Origin of the sequence: Reyranella sp., assembly GCF_044224635.1 — a bacterium.
GTDB lineage: Bacteria > Pseudomonadota > Alphaproteobacteria > Reyranellales > Reyranellaceae > Reyranella.
The window spans coordinates 42,674-62,991 of sequence record NZ_JBGAKA010000040.1; the positions used below are offsets into that span (position 1 = coordinate 42,674).

The window sequence follows — 20,318 nt, forward strand, 5'->3', positions numbered from 1 at the left end:
CCGCATGACCGCGCCCTTGTCGGATCTCGTCGTTCTCGAAGTATCGGGCGATGTTGCCACCCGATACTGCGGCAAGCTCTTCGCCGAGCACGGCGCTCGCGTGCTGAGCGCCTTCGTGCCCGACAATGCCCATGTCGGCTACGGCGGCACGGCGTCGTCCGCCTATGCTGCCTGGCTCGACGACGGGAAGGAGCAATCCGAAGGCGTCCCGGCAGACGTGGCGCCGGACCTCGTCATCGCCGGCCAGGCGCCGGCCGACGTCGCCCGCGCCGAAGCCCTGGTCGCGACGATGAAGCGGCGCCCCCTTCTGCTCGCGCTCACCTGGTTCGGCGACCGCGGGCCTTACGCTTCCTGGCGCGGCAGCGATGGTGTGATCCAGGCGATGAGCGGCATCGCCTATGCGTTCGGCCCGGCAGACGGATCTCCCACCCTGCCCCAGGGACATGCACCGCAGGTGGTTGCCGGAACCACCGCTTTCATCGCCACGCTCGCCGCCCTGATCGGCCGCCGCCACGGACAGGCCGCGCGGCGCGTCGATGTCTCCGTCCTCGAATCCTATATCTGCTTGTCGGAAAACAGCGGACCCGGCTTCGACAAGGGCGGACCGGCCGCGATGCGGCGTGGCATAAACCGCTTCAGCCCGACCTATCCGCAGACCATCTATCGCGCGGCCGACGGCTGGATCGGCGTCACCGCGCTGACGCCGCAGCAATGGCAGGCGCTGTGCGAGATGATCGACCTGCCCGACCTCGCCCGCGATCCTGCCTATGCGACGACCGATCAGCGCATGGCGGCGGCGAACGAGGTCGATGCGCTGCTGGCGCCGGCCCTCCTGAAGCACAAGGCGGAGTACCTTCTGCTGGAGGGCCAACGGCGGCGTATCCCGCTCGGTCCCGTTCCCACCACCGCCGAGCTGCTCGCGACACCGCATTGGCGCGAGCGGCAGAGCTTCCGCACCTTCAACGGCACGGTGGCCGCCTTCGAGGGGCCGGCCATGCCCTTTCGCCTGCGGGCACGCGGCGGCAACGGTGCGGCCACGCCACGCGCCCCCGGCAACGAAGCCGCCGGCCCACTGTCGGGCCTGCGTGTCCTCGACCTTTCGATGGGCTGGTCGGGGCCGCTCGGCGGGCGGTACTACGCCGATCTCGGCGCCGACGTGATCAAGGTGGAGGGCTGCGCCCATCCCGACTGGTGGCGCGGCTGGAACGGACCCGAGCCGGGCGATCCACCTCCCTATGAAATCCGCACGAACTTCAACGCCGTGAACCGCAACAAGCGGGGCATCACGCTGGACCTGCGAAACAGCCGCGGCTGCGAGCTCGTGCGCCGCCTCGCCGCGGATGCCGATCTGCTGATCGAGAACTACGCGCCGGGCGTTCTCGACCGGCTCGGCCTTTCGGCGGAATCGCTGGCCAAGATCAACCCGAACCTCGTCTACATCTCGATGGGCGCCTTCGGCAGCGCCGGGCCGTGGTCGGAATTCCGCGCCTACGGCTCGACCACCGAACAGGCCTCGGGCTTTCCATTCATCAACGGCGCCGCCGACTGGGCGCCCTGCCTGCAACATATCGCCTACGGCGATCCTATCGCCGGCATCTACGCCGCCGCAGCGTCGCTGGTGGCCCTTTACGGCCGGGGGGCAACCGGCGGCACGACGATCGACCTCAGCCAGGTCGAGTGCCTGTTCCAGCTCGCCGCGGATGCCATCGTCGCACAATCCGCGACAGGCGCGACGCCCGCGCGCAACGGCAGCCGGCGAACGACCAGCTTCTGGCGCGGTTGCCTGCGGGCCGACGGCAAGGATGCCTGGGTCGCGGCGGACGTCACCCAGCCGGCGCGTCTGCAGGCCTTTCTGCGCGACGCCGGCATGACCCCAACCGCCTCGGCGACCGCCGACCACCTGGCGGCGATGCTCGAGACCTGGACGCTGAGCCGTTCCCCTGCTGCCGCGGCCGAGGCGCTCCAGCAGGCCGGTATCGCCGCCGGACCGGTGCTGCCGGCCCATACGCTGCTGGAAGACCCTCACCTGAAATCCAACGGCTACTGGCGGCGAATTGAACGTCGCTACATCGGTAGTCACGTCGTCCCCAAGCCGCCCTTCGCCATCGACGGCATTGCCCCGGCCCTGCACAAGCCGTCACCGACGCTCGGCCAGCACAACGAGGAGATCCTGCGCGAAGTCCTCGGCCTGCGGGCGGCGGAGATCGAGGCGCTCGAGCGCGACGGCATCATCGGCACCCGCCCCACCTGACACACAGCGATTGGTCCAAAGGAAGACACCATGCGTTTCAAGAAGTTGCTGATCGCCAATCGCGGTGAGATCGCCATACGCATCGCGCGCGCCGCGGGGGATATGGGGCTGCCGACCGTGGCGGTTCATTCCGAGGATGACGCCAGCAGCCTGCATTTGCGGGCGACCGATGAGGCCCGGTTGCTGCCCGGTCAGGGGGCTGCCGCCTATCTCGACATGGACGCGGTCATCGCCGCGGCAAAGGCGTCGAACAGCGATGCAATCCATCCGGGCTATGGCTTCCTGGCCGAGCGTGGCGACTTCGCAAGCGCCTGCGCGAAGGCGGGCCTGACATTCGTCGGGCCGCAGGTGAAGCACCTCGATCTGTTCGGCGACAAGGCGCGCGCGCGACAGGCGGCGGCAGCGGCCTCCGTGCCCGTCATCCGCGGCCTCGACCATGCGATCACGGTCGCCGAGGCGAAGGACTTCCTCGCCGCGCTCGGCGCCGGCGGCGCCATGATCATCAAGGCGCTGGCCGGCGGCGGCGGACGCGGAACCCGCGTGGTCACGGCAGTCGAGGAGATCGAGCAGACGTTCGAGCGCTGCCGTTCGGAGGCCCGCTCTGCCTTTGGTCGTGACGAGCTCTACGTCGAGGAGCTGGTCACCCGGGCACGCCACGTCGAGGTCCAGATCCTGGGCGACCGGACCGGCTCGATCGTGGCGCTCGGCGAACGCGAGTGCAGCGTTCAGCGTCGCTTCCAGAAGATCATCGAGATCGCGCCCGCCCCCAACCTCGACGATGGGCTGCGGCGCCAGATCATCGAGGCCGCCGTCCGGCTCGCCAAGAGTGTCGGCTACAGCAATCTCGGCACGTTCGAGTTTCTCGTCGACGTCTCCGAGCGTTCAGGCGCGCAGCCGTTTGCCTTCATCGAGGCCAATGCCCGGCTGCAGGTGGAGCATACGGTCACCGAGGCGGTGACGGGCGTCGACCTGGTGCAGGCGCAGATCCGCCTCGCGCAGGGCAAGACCTTGAAGGACCTGGGCCTCGACAAGGCAGAGGCGGTCGCGCCACGCGGCTACGCGATCCAGGCCCGGGTCAACATGGAGAAGATCTCGCCCGATGGCAGCGTGCGGCCGGGGACCGGCACGCTCACGGTCTATGAGGCGCCGACCGGCCCTGGCGTGCGCACCGACGGCTTCGGCTACACCGGCTATCGCACGTCGAACGCCTTCGATTCGCTGCTGGCGAAAGTGATCGGCCATTCGCCGTCCGCGGATTTCGCCGATGCCGTCGCGCGCACCACGCGCGCCTTGAGCGAGTTCCGCCTCGAGGGGGTCAGCACAAACATCGCGTTTCTGCGCAATGTGCTGGTGCATCCCGACTTCGCGATCGGCACCGTTCACACCCGCTGGCTCGACGAGCATCTCGCGACGCTCGCCGCCCCGGTCGAGCAGCGGCAGCGTTTCGCGCAAGGCGCCGGAGCGTCAGCCGCGCGCGGATCCGGCCACGCCGGCGCCGCGGTGAAGAGCAAGGATCCGCTGGCACTCTTTGCCCATGACGCCTCGGTGAAGGCGGAGCGAGCGGCACAGGCGCCGGTCGAGACCGAGACGCCCGACATGACCGGCCCGGATGGATCGGTCGGGGTGGCCTCGCCGATTCAGGGCACCATCGTTGCGATCAACGTCGTGGAAGGCCAGACAGTGCGCAGCGGCCAGCACGTCGCGGTCATCGAAGCGATGAAGATGGAACATCTCATTTCCGCCCCGCACGCAGGCATCATCCGCGGCATCACCATGGCGCCGGGCGACGTCGTGCGCGAGGGCTTCCCGATCGTCTTCGTGCAGCGGGCCGACATCGCCGATGACGGCGTCGCCGCCACCGAGGCGATCGACCTCGATCACATCCGCGACGACCTGAGGGAGAGCATTGCCCGACATGCAGCGACGCTGGACGAGAACCGGCCGCAGGCCGTCGCCCGGCGCCGCAAGACCGGCTACAAGATGCCGCGCGAGAACATCGAGCGTCTGGTCGATCCGGGCTCGTTCGACGAGTACTGGCCGCTGATCGTCGCGCGTCAGCACCAGCGCCACTCGCTGGAGGAGTTGCGCCGGAACACGCCCGCCGACGGCGTCGTCGCCGGCATGTGCTCGATCAACGGCAACCTGTTCGACGAGACCCGCTCGCGCGCGGCGCTGGTTCATTACGACTACACGGTGCTGGCGGGCACGCAGGGCAGCCGCAACCACTACAAGCAGGACCGGATGTTCGAGCTGGCGCATCGCTTCCGGCTGCCCATGATCCTGTTCGGCGAAGGCGGCGGCGGCCGGCCAGGCGACGATCACATCGGCCCGCGCGTCGCGATCGACACCAAGACATTCACGACCTATTCTCAGCTCTCCGGCCTCGTGCCCATGATCTCGGTGGTCAACGGCCGCTGCTTTGCCGGCAACACCGCGCTGGTGGCCTGCGCCGATGTCATCATCGCGACGGAAAGCACGACACTGGCCATGGGCGGCCCGGCGATGATCGAGGGTGGCGGCCTCGGCATCTATACGCCTGAGGAGGTCGGCCCGATGTCGTTCCAGGTGCCGAACGGCGTCGTCGACATCCTGGTCAGGGACGAGTTCGAAGCGGTCGATACCGTGAAGAAGTACCTCTCCTACTTCCAGGGCGCGATCGGGCAGTTCGAAGCCCATGACCAGCGTCAGCTCCGGTTCGCGGTGCCGGAGAATCGGCTGCGGCTCTACGACATGCGCCAGATCCTGCACACCCTGGCCGACAAGGATTCGGTGCTGGAAATCCGTCCCAAGTTCGGCATCGGCATCATCACCGCCTTTGCCCGCTTCGAGGGCCGCCCGATGGGCGTGATCGCCAACAATCCGCATCACCTCGCGGGCGCGATCGATTCCGACGGCTCCGACAAGGGCGCGCGCTTCATGCAGCTCTGTGACGCGTTCGACATCCCGGTCCTCAACCTGATCGACTGCCCGGGCATCATGGTCGGCCCGGAAGTCGAGCGCACCGCGCTGGTGCGCCACTGCACGCGGCTGTTCAACGTGGGCGCCAACATGACCGCGCCCCTCTTCACCGTGGTCGTGCGCAAGGCCTACGGGCTTGGGGCGCAAGCAATGCTCGGCGCGGGCTCCCTGGTCGGCTTCCTCTCCATCGCCTGGCCGACGGCGGAGTTCGCCGGCATGAACATCGAAGGCTCGGTCAAGCTCGGCTACCGCAAGGAATTGATGGCGATCGAGGATCCCGACGCCCGGCTTGCCGAATTCCAGCGGCGCACTGCCCAGGCCTACGACACGGCGAAGGCCGTCAACGCCGTGATGGGCGGCGGCATCGACGACGTGATCGACCCTGCCGCCACGCGCCAATGGATCGTCAATGGATTGAAGAGGCTTCCGCCCGTGCCGGCGCGGACCACGAAGAAGTATCCTTACATCGATACGTGGTGATACACCCGATCGGCAGCAGTCGCCGTCATGCTCCTCCCCACGCTTTGCGTGGGGAGGTGTCGCCGTCTTCGGCGACGGAGGGGTCATGAGCACCACCACTGACGCCCATGACCCCTCCGTCCGCGATTACGCGGACACCTCCCCAGATTCGCTGGGGAGACCCCCAGCACGCCGGCGCGCACCACGATGCTGAGAAAATCGGGGCGGTGCCCGCCCCGATTTTCATAGGAGGAGAATGTGAGAGCGGCAGGAGGTTGGAACGATGCGGGCAGAGACACCGGACCAGAAGCTGAGGGCGCGCGCCGCGCGAGTCATTCCAGGCGGCATGTTCGGCCATTTGAACGCCGCCCGGCTGCCCGAAGACTATCCGCAGTTCTTCGAGCGCGGCGACGGCTGCTACCTCTGGGACGTGAACGGCCGGCGCTACGTCGACTTCATGTGCAGCTGGGGGCCGATCGTGCTCGGCCACCACCACCCCGCCGTCGCCGAGGCGGTGCAGCGCCAGATGGCGGCTGGCGACTGCCTCAACGGCCCCTCGGAGCGCCTGGTCGAGCTCGCCGAGCGTCTGGTGCGGCTCGTTCCCCATGCCGACTGGGCGATGTTCTCCAAGAACGGGACCGACGCCACCACGACCTGCGTGACGCTGGCGCGCGCGGCCACCGGGCGGCGCAAGATCCTGGTCGCCCAGGGCGCCTATCACGGCGCCATCCCGTGGTGCACTCCCAATCCGCTCGGCGTCACCGCCGAGGACCGCACCCATCTCCTGACCTTCAGGTACAACGACGTCGGCAGCCTCGAGACCGCGGTGCAGCGCGCCGGCGACGACCTGGCCGGCATCCTGGTCTCGGCCTTCCGGCACGACTATGGCCTCGACCAGGAGCTTCCCGATCCGCAGTTCGCGCGCCGCGTGCGCGAGCTGTGCGATGCGAGCGAGGCCGCCCTCATCGTCGACGACGTGCGCGCCGGCTTCCGCATGACCCTGCGCGGAAGCTGGGACCTGGTCGGCGTCCAGCCCGATCTCAGCGCCTGGAGCAAGGCGATCGCCAACGGCCACGCGCTGGCCGCGGTGACCGGCAACGACCGCTATCGCGATGCCGCCTCGAAGATCTTCGTGACCGGCTCCTTCTGGTGCAGCGCCGTGTCGATGGCCGCGGCCGTGGCGACGCTCGACGAGCTCGAACGCATCGATGGCCCTGCGCGCATGCGCGCCATGGGCCTGCGCCTGCGCGAAGGCATCGCGGCCCAGGCGGCAGCGGCCGGGATCGGCGTGCGCCAGAGCGGTCCGCCGCAGATGCCGACGCTGCTGTTCGACGACGATCCCGACCTCGCCAAGGGCGACCTGTTCACGCGCGAGGCGCTGAAGCGCGGCGTCTACCTGCATCCGCGGCACAACATGTTCCTGTCCACGGCGCACAGCGAGGCCGATATCGACGTCGCGCTCGAGGCGACGAAGGCCGCGTTCGACGTCCTCGCCGCGCGCTGACGGTCACGTCAGGCCGCGACCTGCTCGACGGTCGGAGCGTCGCCCGCCAGCGTCGTGCGGCGCATGTCGCGCACCTCGGCGCGATCATCGCGGATCGCGCGCGCTGGCTTCGCTCAGCCGGCCGGGGAAGTGGCAGGCGACGCGCTGGCCCGCGGCGGCTTCCAGCAATGGCGGCTCCTCGCGGGCACAGCGCTCCTCGGCGATCGGGCAGCGCGTGCGGAAGCGGCAGCCGCTCGGCGGGTTCAACGCGCTCGGCGGCTCGCCCTTCATCGGCACGTGCCGGCGCGTGCGCTCCACCCTCGGATCGGGCACCGGCGCGGCGGAGATCAGGGTGCGCGTATAGGGATGCAGCGGACGCGCGAACAGCTCAGCGGCCGGGCCCACCTCCATGATCTTGCCGAGATAGAGCACCGCGATGCGGTCGCAGACATGGCGCACCACCGCGAGATCGTGCGCGATGAACAGATAGGTCAGGCCCAGCCGTTCCTGCAGGTCGACCATCAGGTTGATGATCTGCGCCTGGATGTTGACGTCGAGCGCCGAGATCGGCTCGTCGGCGACAACGAAGTCCGGGCCGACCGCCAGGGCGCGGGCGATCGAGATGCGCTGCCGCTGGCCACCGGAGAATTCGTGCGGAAAACGCTGCACCGACTGGCGTGGCAAGCCGACCAGCTCGAGCAGCTCGGCGACCCGCGCGCGGGCCGCCGCCGCATCCTCGGCAATGCCGTGCAGGATCAGCGGGCCGGCGAGAATCTGGCCGATCGTCATGCGCGGATTGAGCGACGCATACGGGTCCTGGAAGATCATCTGCATGCGTCGCCGCAGCGGGCGAATCGTCGCCGGGCTGGCATGGGTGATATCCGTGCCGGCAAACACGATCCTGCCGGCCGTCGGCTCATGCAGCCGCGTGACCAGCCGCGCCAGGGTCGACTTGCCGCAACCCGATTCGCCGACCAGTCCGACGGTCTCGCCGGCCGTGACCTGCAGGTCGACGCCATCGACGGCGCGCAGCACGCGCTGGCGCGCGAAGAAGGCTTCCTTCGCCAGCGGAAAATGCTTCTGCAGCCCCGAGACCTCGAGGATCGGCACCGCCGGCGACGGATCGACTGATGCGGCCCCCTCCGCGCCCGCTCCGGATCTGGCGCGTTGAGGCGTGTGCAGCGCACCGCCCTCCTGCGTCACCCAGCAGCGCGCCGCCCTCTCGGCTTTCCCCTGGCCGGCTTCCACCCGAAGCAGCTCGGGATGCTCGGCGCATTTCTCGACAGCAAAGGGGCAGCGCGCCCGAAAGCGGCAACCGGATGGCCAGGCGCGCGGGTCCGGGGGCTGGCCCTCGATGGTGATCAGCCGGCGATCCTCGGTCTCGGCATCGATCCGTGGCGCGGCGTGCAGCAGCGCCCAGGTGTAGGGATGGCGCGGATCGGTCAGCAGATCCTCGGGCGCCCCCTCCTCGACCACCTCGCCGGCGTACATCACCAGCACGCGCGAGCAGATGTTGGCGATCACGCCGAGGTCGTGGCTGATCAGGATGACAGCGGTGCCGAGATCGCGATTGAGCCCGCGCAGCAGATCCAGGATCTGCGCCTGGATCGTGACATCGAGCGCGGTGGTCGGCTCGTCGGCGATGAGCAGGGAAGGCTCGTTGGAGAAGCCCATGGCCAGCATCACGCGCTGGCGCATGCCGCCGGAGAATTGATGCGGGAACGAGTTCACGGCGCGGACAGCCGAGGCCACGCCCATGCGCCGCAGCAGATCGATCGCGCGCCGGAGCGCCGCCGCGACGGTGAAGCGGCCGTGCGCCGTCATCGCCTCGACGAGCTGTCGCGCAATGCGCAGCACCGGGTTCAGCGACGTCATGGGGTCCTGGAACACCATGGCGATCTCGCGCCCGCGAACCTCGCGAATTGCGTCATCGTCGAGATGGGCGAGGTCGCGGCCCTTGAACAGGATCGAGCCGCCGACGATCCGCGCCGGCTCGTCGAGCAGGCGCATGATCGACTTGGCGCAGACGCTCTTGCCGGAGCCCGATTCGCCCACCACGCCCAGCGTCTCGCCGGCATGGACGTCGAAGCTGACGCCGTCGACCGCGCGGACGGGACCGGAATCGGTCAGGAACCAGGTGCGCAGATCGCGCACCTTCAGCAAGGGCTCAGCGGGCAGCAACGGCTGCGCGGGCGGCGAGGGCTCAGCGGCGGCTGGCATGCGGATCGAGCCAGTCGCGGAAGCCGTCGCCCATGAAGTTGAAGCCCATCACCACCGTCAGGATGGCCAGGCCCGGAAAGGTGGCCACCCACCATTGCTGCACCAGCTCGCGCCCTTCGGCGACCATCGAGCCCCATTCCGGCGTCGGCGGCACCGTGCCCAGGCCGAGGAAGGACAAACCGGCGAACACCAGGATGGCGTTGCCGAGGTCGAGCGTAACCAGCACGACCAGCGGCCCGACGGAGTTGGGGATGATCTGGCGCAGCAGGATGTGCGCCGGGCCGAAGCCGATGGACTGCGCCGCCTCGACGTATTCCATGGAGCGCTGCGAGATCACCAGGCTGCGCGACAGCCGGGCAAATTTCGGCCACCACACCACCAGCATCGCGATGGCGGTGTTGACGGTGCCGATCCCGAGCGCGGCGGCGATCGCCATCGCCAGGATGATCGGCGGGAAGCAGAAGACCAGGTCGGTCAGGCGCATAAGGCCCTCTTCCGCCCAGCCGCGCCCATAGGCTGCCGCCGCGCCGAGCAGCGTGCCGAACAGCCCGCCCACCAGCACCACCACCAGGCCGACGCTGAGCGATACGCGGGCGCCGTAGATGACACGCGTCGCCACGTCGCGACCCAGCGCATCGGTGCCGAGCCAGTTGCTGGCTGACGGCGGGCGCAGGCGCATCGCCACGTCGACGAGGTTGGGATCATAAGGGGTGATCCAGGGCGCGAAGATCGCCGCCAGCCCCCAGGCCAGGATGACCGCCGCGCCGAACGACGCCAGTCCGTAACGGCGCAGCCACCTCATGTGCGGAGAGGCGATCGCCGGCAGGGAGATGTCGGTCATTTCTTCACCACGCGCGGATCGAGCAGGGCGTACGACATGTCGACCAGGAAGTTCACCAGAACGAAGATCGCCGCGACGATGGCGGTGATGGCCATGATGGCCGGGAAGTCGACCGCCACGGCGCTGCGGAAGGTGTAGCGGCCGAGGCCGGGCCACGAGAACACCGTCTCGGTCATCACCGCGCCGGCCAGCAGGTTGGCGTAGGCGAGGCCGCCCAGCGTCACCACCGGCAGCATGGCGTTGGGCAAGGCATGGCCCAGCACGATCAGCCGCCCGCGCAGGCCCTTCGCCTTCGCCACCCGCACGTAGTCCTGCGACAGCGCCTCCAGCATGGCGGCGCGCGTGGTGCGGGTGATCAGGCCCAGCGTGGCGGCAGCGAGCACGATCGACGGCAGCACGAGATGCGCCGCGGCATCGTGGAAGGTCTCCCAGTCGCCCTGCAGCGCGGTGTCGATCAGCAGCAACCCGGTGATGCGGTCGGGCGGGAACGAGACCGGATCGAGCCGCCCCGGACCGGGCGCCCAATTCAGCCAGCCGTAGAACACCGCGAGCGCGATGAAGGCCAGCCAGAAGGTCGGCGCCGAGACACCGACCAGCGAGACCGCGCGGGCGATATGATCGATCGCGGTGTCCCGCCGCACGGCTGCCAGCACGCCGAGCGGCAGGCCGACCAGGATCGACAGGATGAAGGCGACGGTCGCGAGCTCGAGGGTCGCCGGCGCGTAATCGATGATGTCCTGCAGCACCGGCCGGCGCGAGGCGATCGACACGCCGAGATCGCCATGCGCCAGCCGCTCGAGGAACAGCCAGTATTGCTGCCACAGCGGCAGGTCGAGGCCCCACCGGGCGCGGAACTCAGCCACCTGCACCGGGTCGGAGGCCGCCATGTCGCCGAGCGCCGACAGCACCGGATCGCCCGGCACGGTGTTGGCGATCAGGAAGATGACGAGGGTGGCGAGCAGCACCATGGCCACCGCGACGACCAGGCGCGAGACGACATAACGGATCATGCGGCGTTACCGCACATCATGCTCCTCCCTGCGCGTGGCGCGGGGAGGTGGCCCGGAGGGCCGGAGGGGTCATGAGCGACACACGTGGAGCTTGGATGGAAGTCATATCTGAAGACTATGGACGTACGCTTCGACTGAGGCCCATGACCCCTCCGCCCCCTGCGGGGCACCTCCCCAACGCAAGCGTTGGGGAGGCAACAGGACGTGGCATCAAGCGGGCTTGGCGCCGCCCAGCTCGGCCATCCAGCCCGCCGCCGTCAGTTTCAGTCCGGTCACGTTCTTGCGCACGGCCACCTGATACACCGGCTGGATCAGCACGAAGTGGTGCGCCGCGTCGACCATCGCCTGCTGGTACTGCTTGTACAGGGCCGCGGCCTTCGCCAGATCGCGTTCCGCACCGGCATCGGCGACCAGCTTGCGGACGTCGTCGGGAACCTTCCAGAGCACGCGGCCTGCCACGCGGTTGATCGTCGCGCTGCTCCACAGCCAGTTCTCGGGCGCAGGCGGGTTCCAGAAGGTCAGCACGCCCTCGGCCTTTCCGCCGAGATACATGGTCCGCATCTTGACCTGGTCCATCGGCGCCAGCTCGGCCTTGATGCCGACGCGCGCCAGGTCGGACTGCAGCTTCTGCGCCAGGTTCTGGTAGCCGACGCCGGCGATCGCGGCGTTGCCATAGGCGAGCTGGAACTTGAACCCCTCCGGCAGGCCGGCCTGCGCCAGCAGCTGCTTCGACTTCGCAAGGTCCTCGCGAAAGCCGATCTCCTTGGTCAGCGCCTCGGTCGAGCCGTTGACTCCGACCGGCAGGAAGCTCACGGGGCGGACGGCGTGACCGCCGATCAGGTTCTTGATGATGCCGTCGTAATCGATGGCGTAGCCGATGGCCTGGCGTGCCAGCTTGTTCTGCAGCGCGGGGTTCGTCGGCGCTTCGGCCACCGCCATGTAGATGAAGTCGAGGCTGGTCATGCCCTCGACGGAGATGTTGGGATCGCCCTTCAGCGTGGCGACCTGCTCGGGAATCAGATTGAACGCCACATCGACGTCGCCGCGCTGGATGGCGAGAAGCTGCGCCGCACTCTCGCTCATGTGGCGGATCAGGACGCGGTCGTAGCCGGGAGCTCCCCGCCAGTAATGCGGGTTCTTCACCATCTGGATCTGCTGGTTGCGCTGCCAGCCGGTCAGACGGTACGGACCCGTGCCGGCGGAATTCTCGTTCAGCCAGTCGGTCGCCTTGTCCTTCTCCTTGGCATCGGGCGCATCGGTGCCGCCGTGGGCGACCACCACCTCCTTCTCCAGCACGCCGAAGGCCGGGGTGGCGATGATGGTCATCAGCGGCAGCGACGGGTCCTTCAGCACGATGTCGACCGTGTGCGGATCGACCACCTTCACCGCCTCGATGTGCGAGATGTACTGCCAGGGCTGGTCCTTGACGTTGAGCTGCCGGGTGAAGGAGAAGCGGACATCCTCGGCGGTCATCGGCTTGCCGGAGGAGAACTTCACGTCGGTGCGCAGCTTCAGGCGCACCGTCTTGCCGTCGGGCTGGTAGGCCCATTCGGTGGCCAGCGCCGGCTTCAGGTTGACGGAGTCACCCGGGTCGAAGGTCACCATCCCGTCATAGGCGGCATGGGTCGGCAGCGGATTGGAGTACTGGTAGACCCGCACCGGGTCGAGGCCGGTGGCATCGCTGATATCGAGCGCGATGACCAGGGTCCCGCGCCGCTGGGCACTTTGCGCTGCAGCCGGGCGGGCGCTTTGCAGCACTGCTGCCAGCAGGCCGCCGGCACCCAGGACCATGAAGCCGCGGCGGTCGAAGGTCGGCTGTGCTGTCGCGGCTTCGCCGGGACCGATGCTGGTGGCGTCTTTGTCTTTGACGGACATCGAAATTCCTCGTCGGTGGAGTCTCTCCCTGCGGCCTTATCGCCCAGCTTCCGCGCGATGGCCAGTGGCAGGACGCTCAGCCGTCGTTGCGGCGCGTTGGAGCCGCCGTCTATGCTCCTGAGGCAAAGCAAGAGGAGACGACAGCATGGCATTCTACGAGCTTCGCCAGTACTTCGTGCGGCCTGGCAAGATGGACGAATGGGTGAAGATCATGGAGGAGGAGATCATCCCGTTCCAGGTGTCCAAGGGCATGGTGATCTGCGGCAGCTTCCGCGGCGAGACGGACCCCTCGGCCTATATCTGGATCCGCCGCTTCAACAACGAGGCGGAACGTGAGGCACAGTACAGGGCGGTGTACGAGACGGACTACTGGAAGTCCAAGATCGCGCCGCGCGTGCCGGATTGCCTGGACCGCGAGAAGATGCACATCCAGCGCCTCGTGCCGACGTCGCGGTCGACGGTCCAGTAGCCCGCACCCTCGCGGTCCGGAAGAGCTTGACATGCAAAAACCCCAGCAACGCGTGACGTTGCCGGGGTTTTGTCGGAACTGGTTGCGGGGGGCCCGCAACCACCGAGACCGACATTCGCTGGTCGTCTCAATTTGAACTAGGAAATCCTCATTTCCTAGTGGCCCGGAATACCCAATTCCTTGGCTATTGCCGCCCTTTGCCCTCCTCGCCAGGACTGCATGGGCTTAGGCGGATAGACGCCGTTGGCATAGGGAATCGGCAGGCTAGTCCGGTGCAAGCGGCGAACGCTCGCGACCTTTTCCTGGGCATGCGCGACCGGGCGGCGTTGATGGTCTGCTTGGCCTCGAACACGGCGTACACGCTTTCAGCCGGGAGGGTGATCTTGCCCTGGAAGCGGAAGATGATGTGTGCAGGCTACAGGTGGCTTCGTGAGGAGTGACAGCGCACCTCGGGATGCTTGCCGCTCAATGTGGAGCCTCAACAGGTTTCCTCGGTCCGGCGTTCTCAGTTGATCGTGGAACTACCGGCTCCCTCGGACGACGCAACGGTCAAGCTTGTGCGCTGTGTTGCAAGGATTTCGCCGGAAGCAGAACGAGAGCCACGATCATGCCAAGCAACGCCACAAATGCAGCAAGGGCGAAAGGTTGCGCGAACTCCGCTGCGGCATTGACCGCACCAAGCGTCAGCCCCAGCGCCGCGATGCTGACAGCGAAGCCGGCTTGACGCACGACAAACGTTACAGCCGAGGCCATGCCCGCGTGCGTCGACGGGGCAAGCGCCAGGACGACCCCCGACAGCTGGGGGTTCGCCAGTGCGGCACCAACGCCAATGGTGGCCATTCCGGCAACCGTCGCGGCAAGACGCATCTCGGGATCGTCGGAAAGGGCCGCCATTACAAGCGAAACGTCACCAACGGCGACGAGCCCAAAGGCCGCTGTGAACAGGCGCCGCCATCCCCAGTACGTCGCGAGGCGCCCGCCGATCAGGGGTACCGCCAGCATCGGCAGCGTCGCGGCAAGCAGGGCGACGCCGGCTGCGTCCATGCTGATGTGCAGAGCCGCACTCAGGAAAAGGGGAAGATAGACCAGCACGGCCCAGTATCCGAACTGGATGGCGGTCAGCAGCGCGGCGACCCCTGCCATGGGCAACGTCGCGAACACTCGGGGATCGAGCACCGGGCGCGGACTGCGCCACTGTTGCCACAGGAACACGAACGCCGACGTTATGCTAGCAATGAGGCACGTGGCTCTCAGGGCAAGGGAGCCGTCGCGCCTCAGGAGTGCATCGATTGCCAGGCCCAGCGACATCGTCAGCAACGCTATACCAACGAGGTCCAGCCGCCGCCCTTCCCGATCGTTCGTCTCGGTGACCAGTCGCGGCACCGCCATGGCCAGCGCCAGGCAAAAAGGGACGTTTGCGAAGAAGATCCAGCTCCAACCGAACCACGAGGCCAGGAAGCCCCCGAGCGTCGGCCCCGCCGCCATGGCGATGCCGGAGATCACCCCCAGGACGCCGAACGCACGGGTCCGCTGAGAGACGTTTGGAAAAGCGATGGCGATGAGTGCCGTCCCGCCTGTGGCCATGAAGGCCGCGCCGATACCCTGTGCAGCGCGCGCAGCCAGGAGCATCTGTTCGCTCAAGGCCATGCCGCACGCGACTGAGGCCACGAGAAAGACCGCATTGCCGACCAGCATGCATCGCCGGCGGCCAAAGCGATCGGCGAGCGCGCCGGACGCAAGGAGGGCGGCAGCGAACGCAAGACTATAGGCGTCAATGACCCATGCCAGGCCCGCGATATCGAGCCCAACGTCCTTCGCGATGGCGGGCATGGCGACGACGACCGCCGTCACATCGAACAGGATCAGGAAGGTGCTCAAGCCAAGAGCGAGCGTCGTCAGGATCGAACGACCCCGACTAACCGTGCCATCGGATGTGTGCGGTTGCATTCGGCCTCTGCGTGAGCTGCCTGATGGCGCCGGCGGAGCAGTCTTCAGCCCTGATTGGCCATCTTGAGATGCTGCGCGGCATAGGCATGCCACGGCCGCCAGGCCGGCGGGGTATTCGGCTGGGCGATGCGCATCGTCTCGCTCTCCCAGTCACCGGGCGGGCGAAGGCCGGGCCGCTTCCTGATCAGCGGCGCGAGCGTCGGATCGCGAGCGAGGTGGCTGTCGATGGTGGCGATGTCGGCACCGAGATCGAACACGCGGCGGACCCTCGTCACGATAGTCGGCAGCATCCTCACTGAAGGGGCGCGGATGGTAACGAGCACCGAGTTGCGCTCAGGCAAATGGGCCACCGCCACGCTGCTGCGCTTGCCGTCGAGATCGATGCGGCGATGCCAGACGTCCTCGTCGATCCACTCGGTACCAGGCGTCGCGCGAAACGAGAGCGCCGACAGCATTCCCGACCAGTCGTAGGGTGGCCGATAGGCCAGCCGCAGCGTCACGCCATCGTGCGCCGGCGTATGGACACCCTTTCGCCTGAGGGCGCTGGGCGGACGGCGAAAAAGGCTGCGGAAGGTCGCGTTGAAGCGGCGCACGCTGCCGAAGCCCGAGGCCAGTGCCACTTCCGTCATCGGCAGACGCGTGTCGTGCAGCAACTGCTTGGCGAACAGCACGCGGCGCGTCTGGGCGACGGCGGTCGGCGAGGCGCCGAGATGGCGCTGGAACAGCCGCCGCAACTGCCGACCGCCGACGCCAAGGCGTCCGGCCAGGGCCTCGACGTCGGAGTGCTCGCCGTCCAGCGCACCGTCGGCGATGAGCGCCAAAGCCCGGCTCACCGTGTTGGCCGTGCCGTGCCAGAAGGCGAGGTCCGGTGCGATCTCGGGCCGGCAGCGCAGGCAGGGCCGAAAGCCTGCCTCCTGGGCAGCGGCCGCCGAGGCAAAGAAGCGGCAGTTCTCGAACCTGGGAGGACGCGTGGGGCAAATCGGCCGGCAATAGATGCCAGTCGAGGTGCAGGCGATGAAGACGTGGCCGTCGAAGCGAGCGTCGCGGCTCTGGAGAGCGCGGTAGCAAGCCCTGTGATCGAGCAATTCCATAGAGGCACTTTGCTACACACTTGCGCCTAACGCTGGCCGTTTTCGGACCTGAGCGACGTTGCGTACGAGCCGAGATCGTCGGCCAGGAGAAGAGCTGCTGTGGGGCTCGCCGATCGACCGGACAAAGCTCGAGGAACGAACGCTCGCTGGCCTGAAGGCCTGAAGGATCGCATGATGACTCCCGAAGTGGCCGAGGAAGCTATGCACGCATCCGCAGAGGAGACGAATCGTTTCAACCGTGAGCGGCGCGCAAACAGCGAAGGCTGGCGCACGGAATTGGTGAAGGTTGAAAAGGCTATCACCGCGATGATCTCTGCCATCGAGGAGGGCCTGTATCAGCCATCAATGAAAGCTCGGATGGACGAGCTTGAACGTCAGAAGGCCGATTTGATGGCGTGGCTAGCCGGGGTGCCGGCCGATGTCCCAGACATCCTTCCGAATGTGTCCGCGGTGTACCGGAAGAAGGTCGAGCGGTTGGTCGCTGCGCTCAATGAGCCGAAGGATCGGTCCGAGGCGGCTGAGGCGATTCGTGGCTTGATCGAGAAGATTGCGCTGCGGCCAGGTCCCGCCCGGGGCGAGATCGACGCGACCTTGCACGGCGACCTGGGCACGATCCTGAGCTGGATCGAGCAGCAAGCTATTGGCACCAAAGGGAAAACCGACATCCCCTCAGCAGAAGCCGCGGGAATGTCGGTCTCGGTGGTTGCGGGAGCTCGCAACTACCGAGACCGACACTCATTGGTGGTCGCCATTTGACCGATAATACGCGGCTTTCTGCACTTTCGATGCCCTCCCAATTCCACGCCAGAGCCACCTAATTCCGCACACGCCCTGATCGGAGACTGGCAGGGCGAGGTGCTCGCCCTGCTCCGTGCGTAACCTGTCGCCGGTCTGGGGCACGTCATGCTATTGCGCGTCCATTGCTCTGCTTGCGGGCTGGCGCCACAGCGTCCCCTCTCTACGGACTCCCGGCCTATACGGCCGAGCCGATGGTCCGTCGCGTCGGTCGAACGAGTTCGTGCCGGCTCGCACCGTGACAGAAGGAAAGACGGTCGGTTTCGGTTCTTCCCCATGTGACCTGCTGGAGCGGCGCGTCCCGCATGGGCTTGCCGTTCTCGCCTCGTTTCAGCACAAAAGGTCAGAGATGATAGTAAAGAACTTTGAATATCTGCTCGCACTTCACCGTGAAGGGCATTTCGGCCGAGCCGCGAATAGCTGCAATGTGTCGCAGCCCACCCTCTCGGCCGGCATCAAGCAATTGGAAGAGGATTTGGACGTCGAGATCGTGCGCCATGGCCGTCGATACGACGGTCTTACGCCAGAAGGCGAAAGAGTGCTCGCTTGGGCGAGGAAGATGCACAATGACTGCAATGGGCTCGAACGTGAACTATCAGCGCTCAAGAGAGGTTTGGAGGGCCAATTCAGATTCGGCGTCGTCGCGGGCACCTCGGTCGTCGCATCGATCCTGAGCGTGGCACTCGCAGAGAGGATTCCCTTTCTCGAACAATCCATCTCAGCGAGCCAAGGCGCGTCACTGTTGAAGGCCCTGCTAGCCCACGAAATGGATGTGGCGCTGACATATCTAGAAGACGTCTCGGAGGACGACTTCGACACCCATCTCCTCTATCGAGAGCGCGTCTTTCTGTTTCAGGCAAGCAAAGAGCGGCTGCCCCGACGTGTCACATGGGACCATGTCGTTGACATGCCACTCTGTATTCTGAACTCCGCCCTACCGAACGGGGCACAGTCCCAGCTTGCGCGTTGTTCGGCAAAGACGATCCAAACGAACACCGTGAATGTTCTCGCAGCGCATGTCGCGACCGGTCGATACGCTACAGTTCTTCCCCAATCGCTAGTAACCTATCTCGTTCAGATCCCTCACATTCAGGCAGTGGCAGTTTCGGGCGAAGGCTCCCACGCCAACGTCGGATTCGTCGCCGCCAAGGGCGGACTGAAGTCGACGACCTCGACCGCGTTGCTTGAAATCGTTCACGCACCCGAACTCGTGGCGGCCATACAGGAAGCCTTAGGGTTACATCGCCAATTTCAACCCGACGAAGGCTGACGCTGAGGCTGCGCACGCCTCGCCTTCATAGAAATTGCCTATCTCAAGATAGAATCTTCAAGTTTGCCGTCGGAAGCCGTGGACGCCAATTTGAATGGCCGGTGGTGGCAGAAGCGCGCATCGCCATGAATGAATTGCGCTGACCTCGCTAGCGCAGGTGCTTCGGCTCGCTCGCTATCGTTCTGGCGAGTGGAAACAACCCTAGGAGGCAATCGATGGCTCAGACGGGAAACAGGATCGTCACGTTCGAGAAGCCGATGGAGATGAAGGTCAACACCTTCAAGTTCCCCGAGATGATCACACCGCAGGGCAAGAAGGCTCCGCACGGCGCCATTCTCAAGATCGTCACCACCAATATCTGCGGTAGCGATCTTCACATCTACCGCGGCTCGTTCGAAGTCCCCCGGGGGATGACGATGGGACACGAGATGACAGGCGAGGTGATCGAGGTTGGCCCCGACGTCGAGTTCATCAAGAAGGGAGACGTCGTGTCCGTCCCCTTCAACGTGGGTTGCGGTCGCTGCTACAACTGTAAGCACATGCGCTCGGATGTGTGCGAGCATACCAATCCAGAAGTGGATTGCGGCGCATACGGGTTCAACCTAGGCGGTTGGACCGGCGGACAAGGGGATTACCTCTTCGTCCCCTATGCAGATTTCAATCTGCTGCGCTTCCCCGACAAGGACGCGGCCATGGAGAAGATTCGTGATCTGACGCTTCTTTCGGACGTGCTGCCTACCGCGTTCCACGGGTTCGCGGCGCCAGACTGGCCGGCTGCTCCAGCCTATATCGTCGGCGAGAATGTCCTGATCTTCGGTGCCGGCCCTGTCGGCCGTGCCGGCGCCGCCTGTGCGAAGCTCCTGGGCGCCGGGGCCATCATCGTTGCCGATTTCATTCAGGAGCGGCTTGATCTGCTGAAGCCTCACGGCATCGAAACGATCAACCTTTCCGATGGGATTCCGATCGAGGACCACCTCGAACGCATCACAGGCCATCGCGAAGTCGATCGCGTCATCGATTATGTGGGCCTCGACTGCCGTGGGTTCGGGGCGGACTCCGACAAGATCGTCGAGAACGCCGTCACCAACGCGCTGCTCAAATATGTCCGATGTGGCGGCATGACCAGCACAGTCGGCGTCTATTGCCCCAATCCGATCTCCAAAGATCCCGGCAATAAGAAGGGCAGCATGGAGGTGGATTGGGCCAGTGGCTGGATCAAGTCGCCGAGAATGTCGGCTGGTCAATCGCCAACGGCCAACTATAACCATGCCCTTATGCGTGCGATCATGAACGATCGGATGCCCTACCTAACCCCGATGATGAACATCAAGTTCATCGCCTTGGAGGACGCCCCGGCGGCCTACAAGGAGTTCGATGAGGGATCGGCATATAAGTATGTTATCGATCCACATGGCTCGGTGAAGCTGTGATATCTTCACGAGGGTGTCCCTCGTCCGCCCAAAGGATCGGGGACATTTCTCTTTGTGCGCGACCGGACGGTATTTCGCTCGACATCAAGCCTTCGAGTTGCTGATTGGCTTGTTCAGATCGATCTAGTCAACCGTCCGTTTCACAGCCCCTTGGGCTTCCCGGCATCACCTGACGTCACGAGATTGGCGGACAGTGTGAACCTGTGGCTGGCCGACACT

Annotated in this window: 13 protein-coding genes and 1 pseudogene; 7 read left to right on the forward strand and 7 right to left on the reverse strand. The window is 66.3% G+C overall.

The window, feature by feature from the left end:
• The first annotated feature begins 4 nt into the window (after positions 1–4).
• From ACILR9_RS27760 to ACILR9_RS27770, 3 genes are all read left to right on the forward strand, one after another.
• The gene (locus tag ACILR9_RS27760) at positions 5–2,251 is read left to right on the forward strand and encodes a CoA transferase (protein ID WP_395713222.1); all 2,247 of its coding nucleotides are present in this window, start codon (positions 5–7) and stop codon (positions 2,249–2,251) included.
• 30 nt (positions 2,252–2,281) lie between these two features.
• Positions 2,282–5,689 carry a carboxyl transferase domain-containing protein gene (locus ACILR9_RS27765; RefSeq protein WP_395713223.1) on the forward strand — a complete coding sequence of 1,136 codons (3,408 nt, stop codon included), beginning with the start codon at positions 2,282–2,284 and terminating at the stop codon, positions 5,687–5,689.
• Positions 5,690–5,951: 262 nt separating this feature from the next.
• Positions 5,952–7,172: an aminotransferase class III-fold pyridoxal phosphate-dependent enzyme gene (locus ACILR9_RS27770; RefSeq protein ID WP_395713224.1), complete on the forward strand. Its 1,221-nt coding sequence runs from the start codon at positions 5,952–5,954 to the stop codon at positions 7,170–7,172.
• Positions 7,173–7,256: 84 nt separating this feature from the next.
• Here the strand turns inward: ACILR9_RS27770 and ACILR9_RS27775 are convergent, their stop codons facing one another.
• The 4 genes from ACILR9_RS27775 to ACILR9_RS27790 form a co-directional block, all read right to left on the reverse strand.
• Positions 7,257–9,371 carry a dipeptide ABC transporter ATP-binding protein gene (locus ACILR9_RS27775; RefSeq protein ID WP_395713225.1) on the reverse strand — a complete coding sequence of 705 codons (2,115 nt, stop codon included), beginning with the start codon at positions 9,369–9,371 and terminating at the stop codon, positions 7,257–7,259.
• Positions 9,355–10,212 (reverse strand): ABC transporter permease, encoded by an 858-nt coding sequence (locus ACILR9_RS27780; RefSeq protein ID WP_395713226.1) that lies wholly within the window; start codon positions 10,210–10,212, stop codon positions 9,355–9,357. Before ACILR9_RS27780 ends, ACILR9_RS27775 begins: the two co-directional genes overlap by 17 nt.
• Positions 10,209–11,222, reverse strand: coding sequence for an ABC transporter permease (locus ACILR9_RS27785; RefSeq protein WP_395713227.1), 1,014 nt, complete (start codon positions 11,220–11,222; stop codon positions 10,209–10,211). The genes ACILR9_RS27780 and ACILR9_RS27785 overlap by 4 nt, the downstream gene beginning before the upstream one ends.
• 210 nt (positions 11,223–11,432) lie before the next feature.
• Positions 11,433–13,097, reverse strand: a complete 1,665-nt coding sequence (locus ACILR9_RS27790; RefSeq protein WP_395713228.1) for an ABC transporter substrate-binding protein — start codon at positions 13,095–13,097, stop codon at positions 11,433–11,435.
• A 145-nt stretch (positions 13,098–13,242) separates the two neighbouring features.
• Here ACILR9_RS27790 and ACILR9_RS27795 point away from each other — a divergent pair, with 145 nt between their 5' ends.
• Positions 13,243–13,566: an NIPSNAP family protein gene (locus tag ACILR9_RS27795; RefSeq protein ID WP_395713229.1), complete on the forward strand. Its 324-nt coding sequence runs from the start codon at positions 13,243–13,245 to the stop codon at positions 13,564–13,566.
• Positions 13,567–13,766: 200 nt separating this feature from the next.
• On the opposite strand, the pseudogene ACILR9_RS27800 reads toward ACILR9_RS27795, so the two are convergent.
• From ACILR9_RS27800 to ACILR9_RS27810, 3 genes and pseudogenes are all read right to left on the reverse strand, one after another.
• A pseudogene (locus tag ACILR9_RS27800) lies at positions 13,767–13,969 on the reverse strand (DUF6602 domain-containing protein); the annotation flags it as partial.
• Positions 13,970–14,115: 146 nt separating this feature from the next.
• Positions 14,116–15,444 carry an MFS transporter gene (locus ACILR9_RS27805; protein ID WP_395713230.1) on the reverse strand — a complete coding sequence of 443 codons (1,329 nt, stop codon included), beginning with the start codon at positions 15,442–15,444 and terminating at the stop codon, positions 14,116–14,118.
• Between the two features lie 113 nt (positions 15,445–15,557).
• A complete protein-coding gene (locus ACILR9_RS27810; protein WP_395713231.1) occupies positions 15,558–16,604 on the reverse strand; it encodes a bifunctional transcriptional activator/DNA repair enzyme AdaA in 1,047 nt (348 codons plus the stop codon).
• A gap of 171 nt (positions 16,605–16,775) precedes the next feature.
• On the opposite strand from ACILR9_RS27810, the gene ACILR9_RS27815 reads away from it, so the two are divergent.
• From ACILR9_RS27815 to ACILR9_RS27825, 3 genes are all read left to right on the forward strand, one after another.
• The gene (locus ACILR9_RS27815; RefSeq protein WP_395713232.1) at positions 16,776–17,360 is read left to right on the forward strand and encodes a DNA resolvase; all 585 of its coding nucleotides are present in this window, start codon (positions 16,776–16,778) and stop codon (positions 17,358–17,360) included.
• Positions 17,361–17,622: 262 nt separating this feature from the next.
• Positions 17,623–18,669, forward strand: a complete 1,047-nt coding sequence (locus ACILR9_RS27820) for a LysR family transcriptional regulator (protein ID WP_395713233.1) — start codon at positions 17,623–17,625, stop codon at positions 18,667–18,669.
• Positions 18,670–18,884: 215 nt separating this feature from the next.
• On the forward strand, positions 18,885–20,099 hold the full coding sequence (locus ACILR9_RS27825) for a glutathione-independent formaldehyde dehydrogenase (RefSeq protein ID WP_395713234.1): 1,215 nt from the start codon (positions 18,885–18,887) through the stop codon (positions 20,097–20,099).
• The last annotated feature ends 219 nt before the right edge of the window (positions 20,100–20,318 follow it).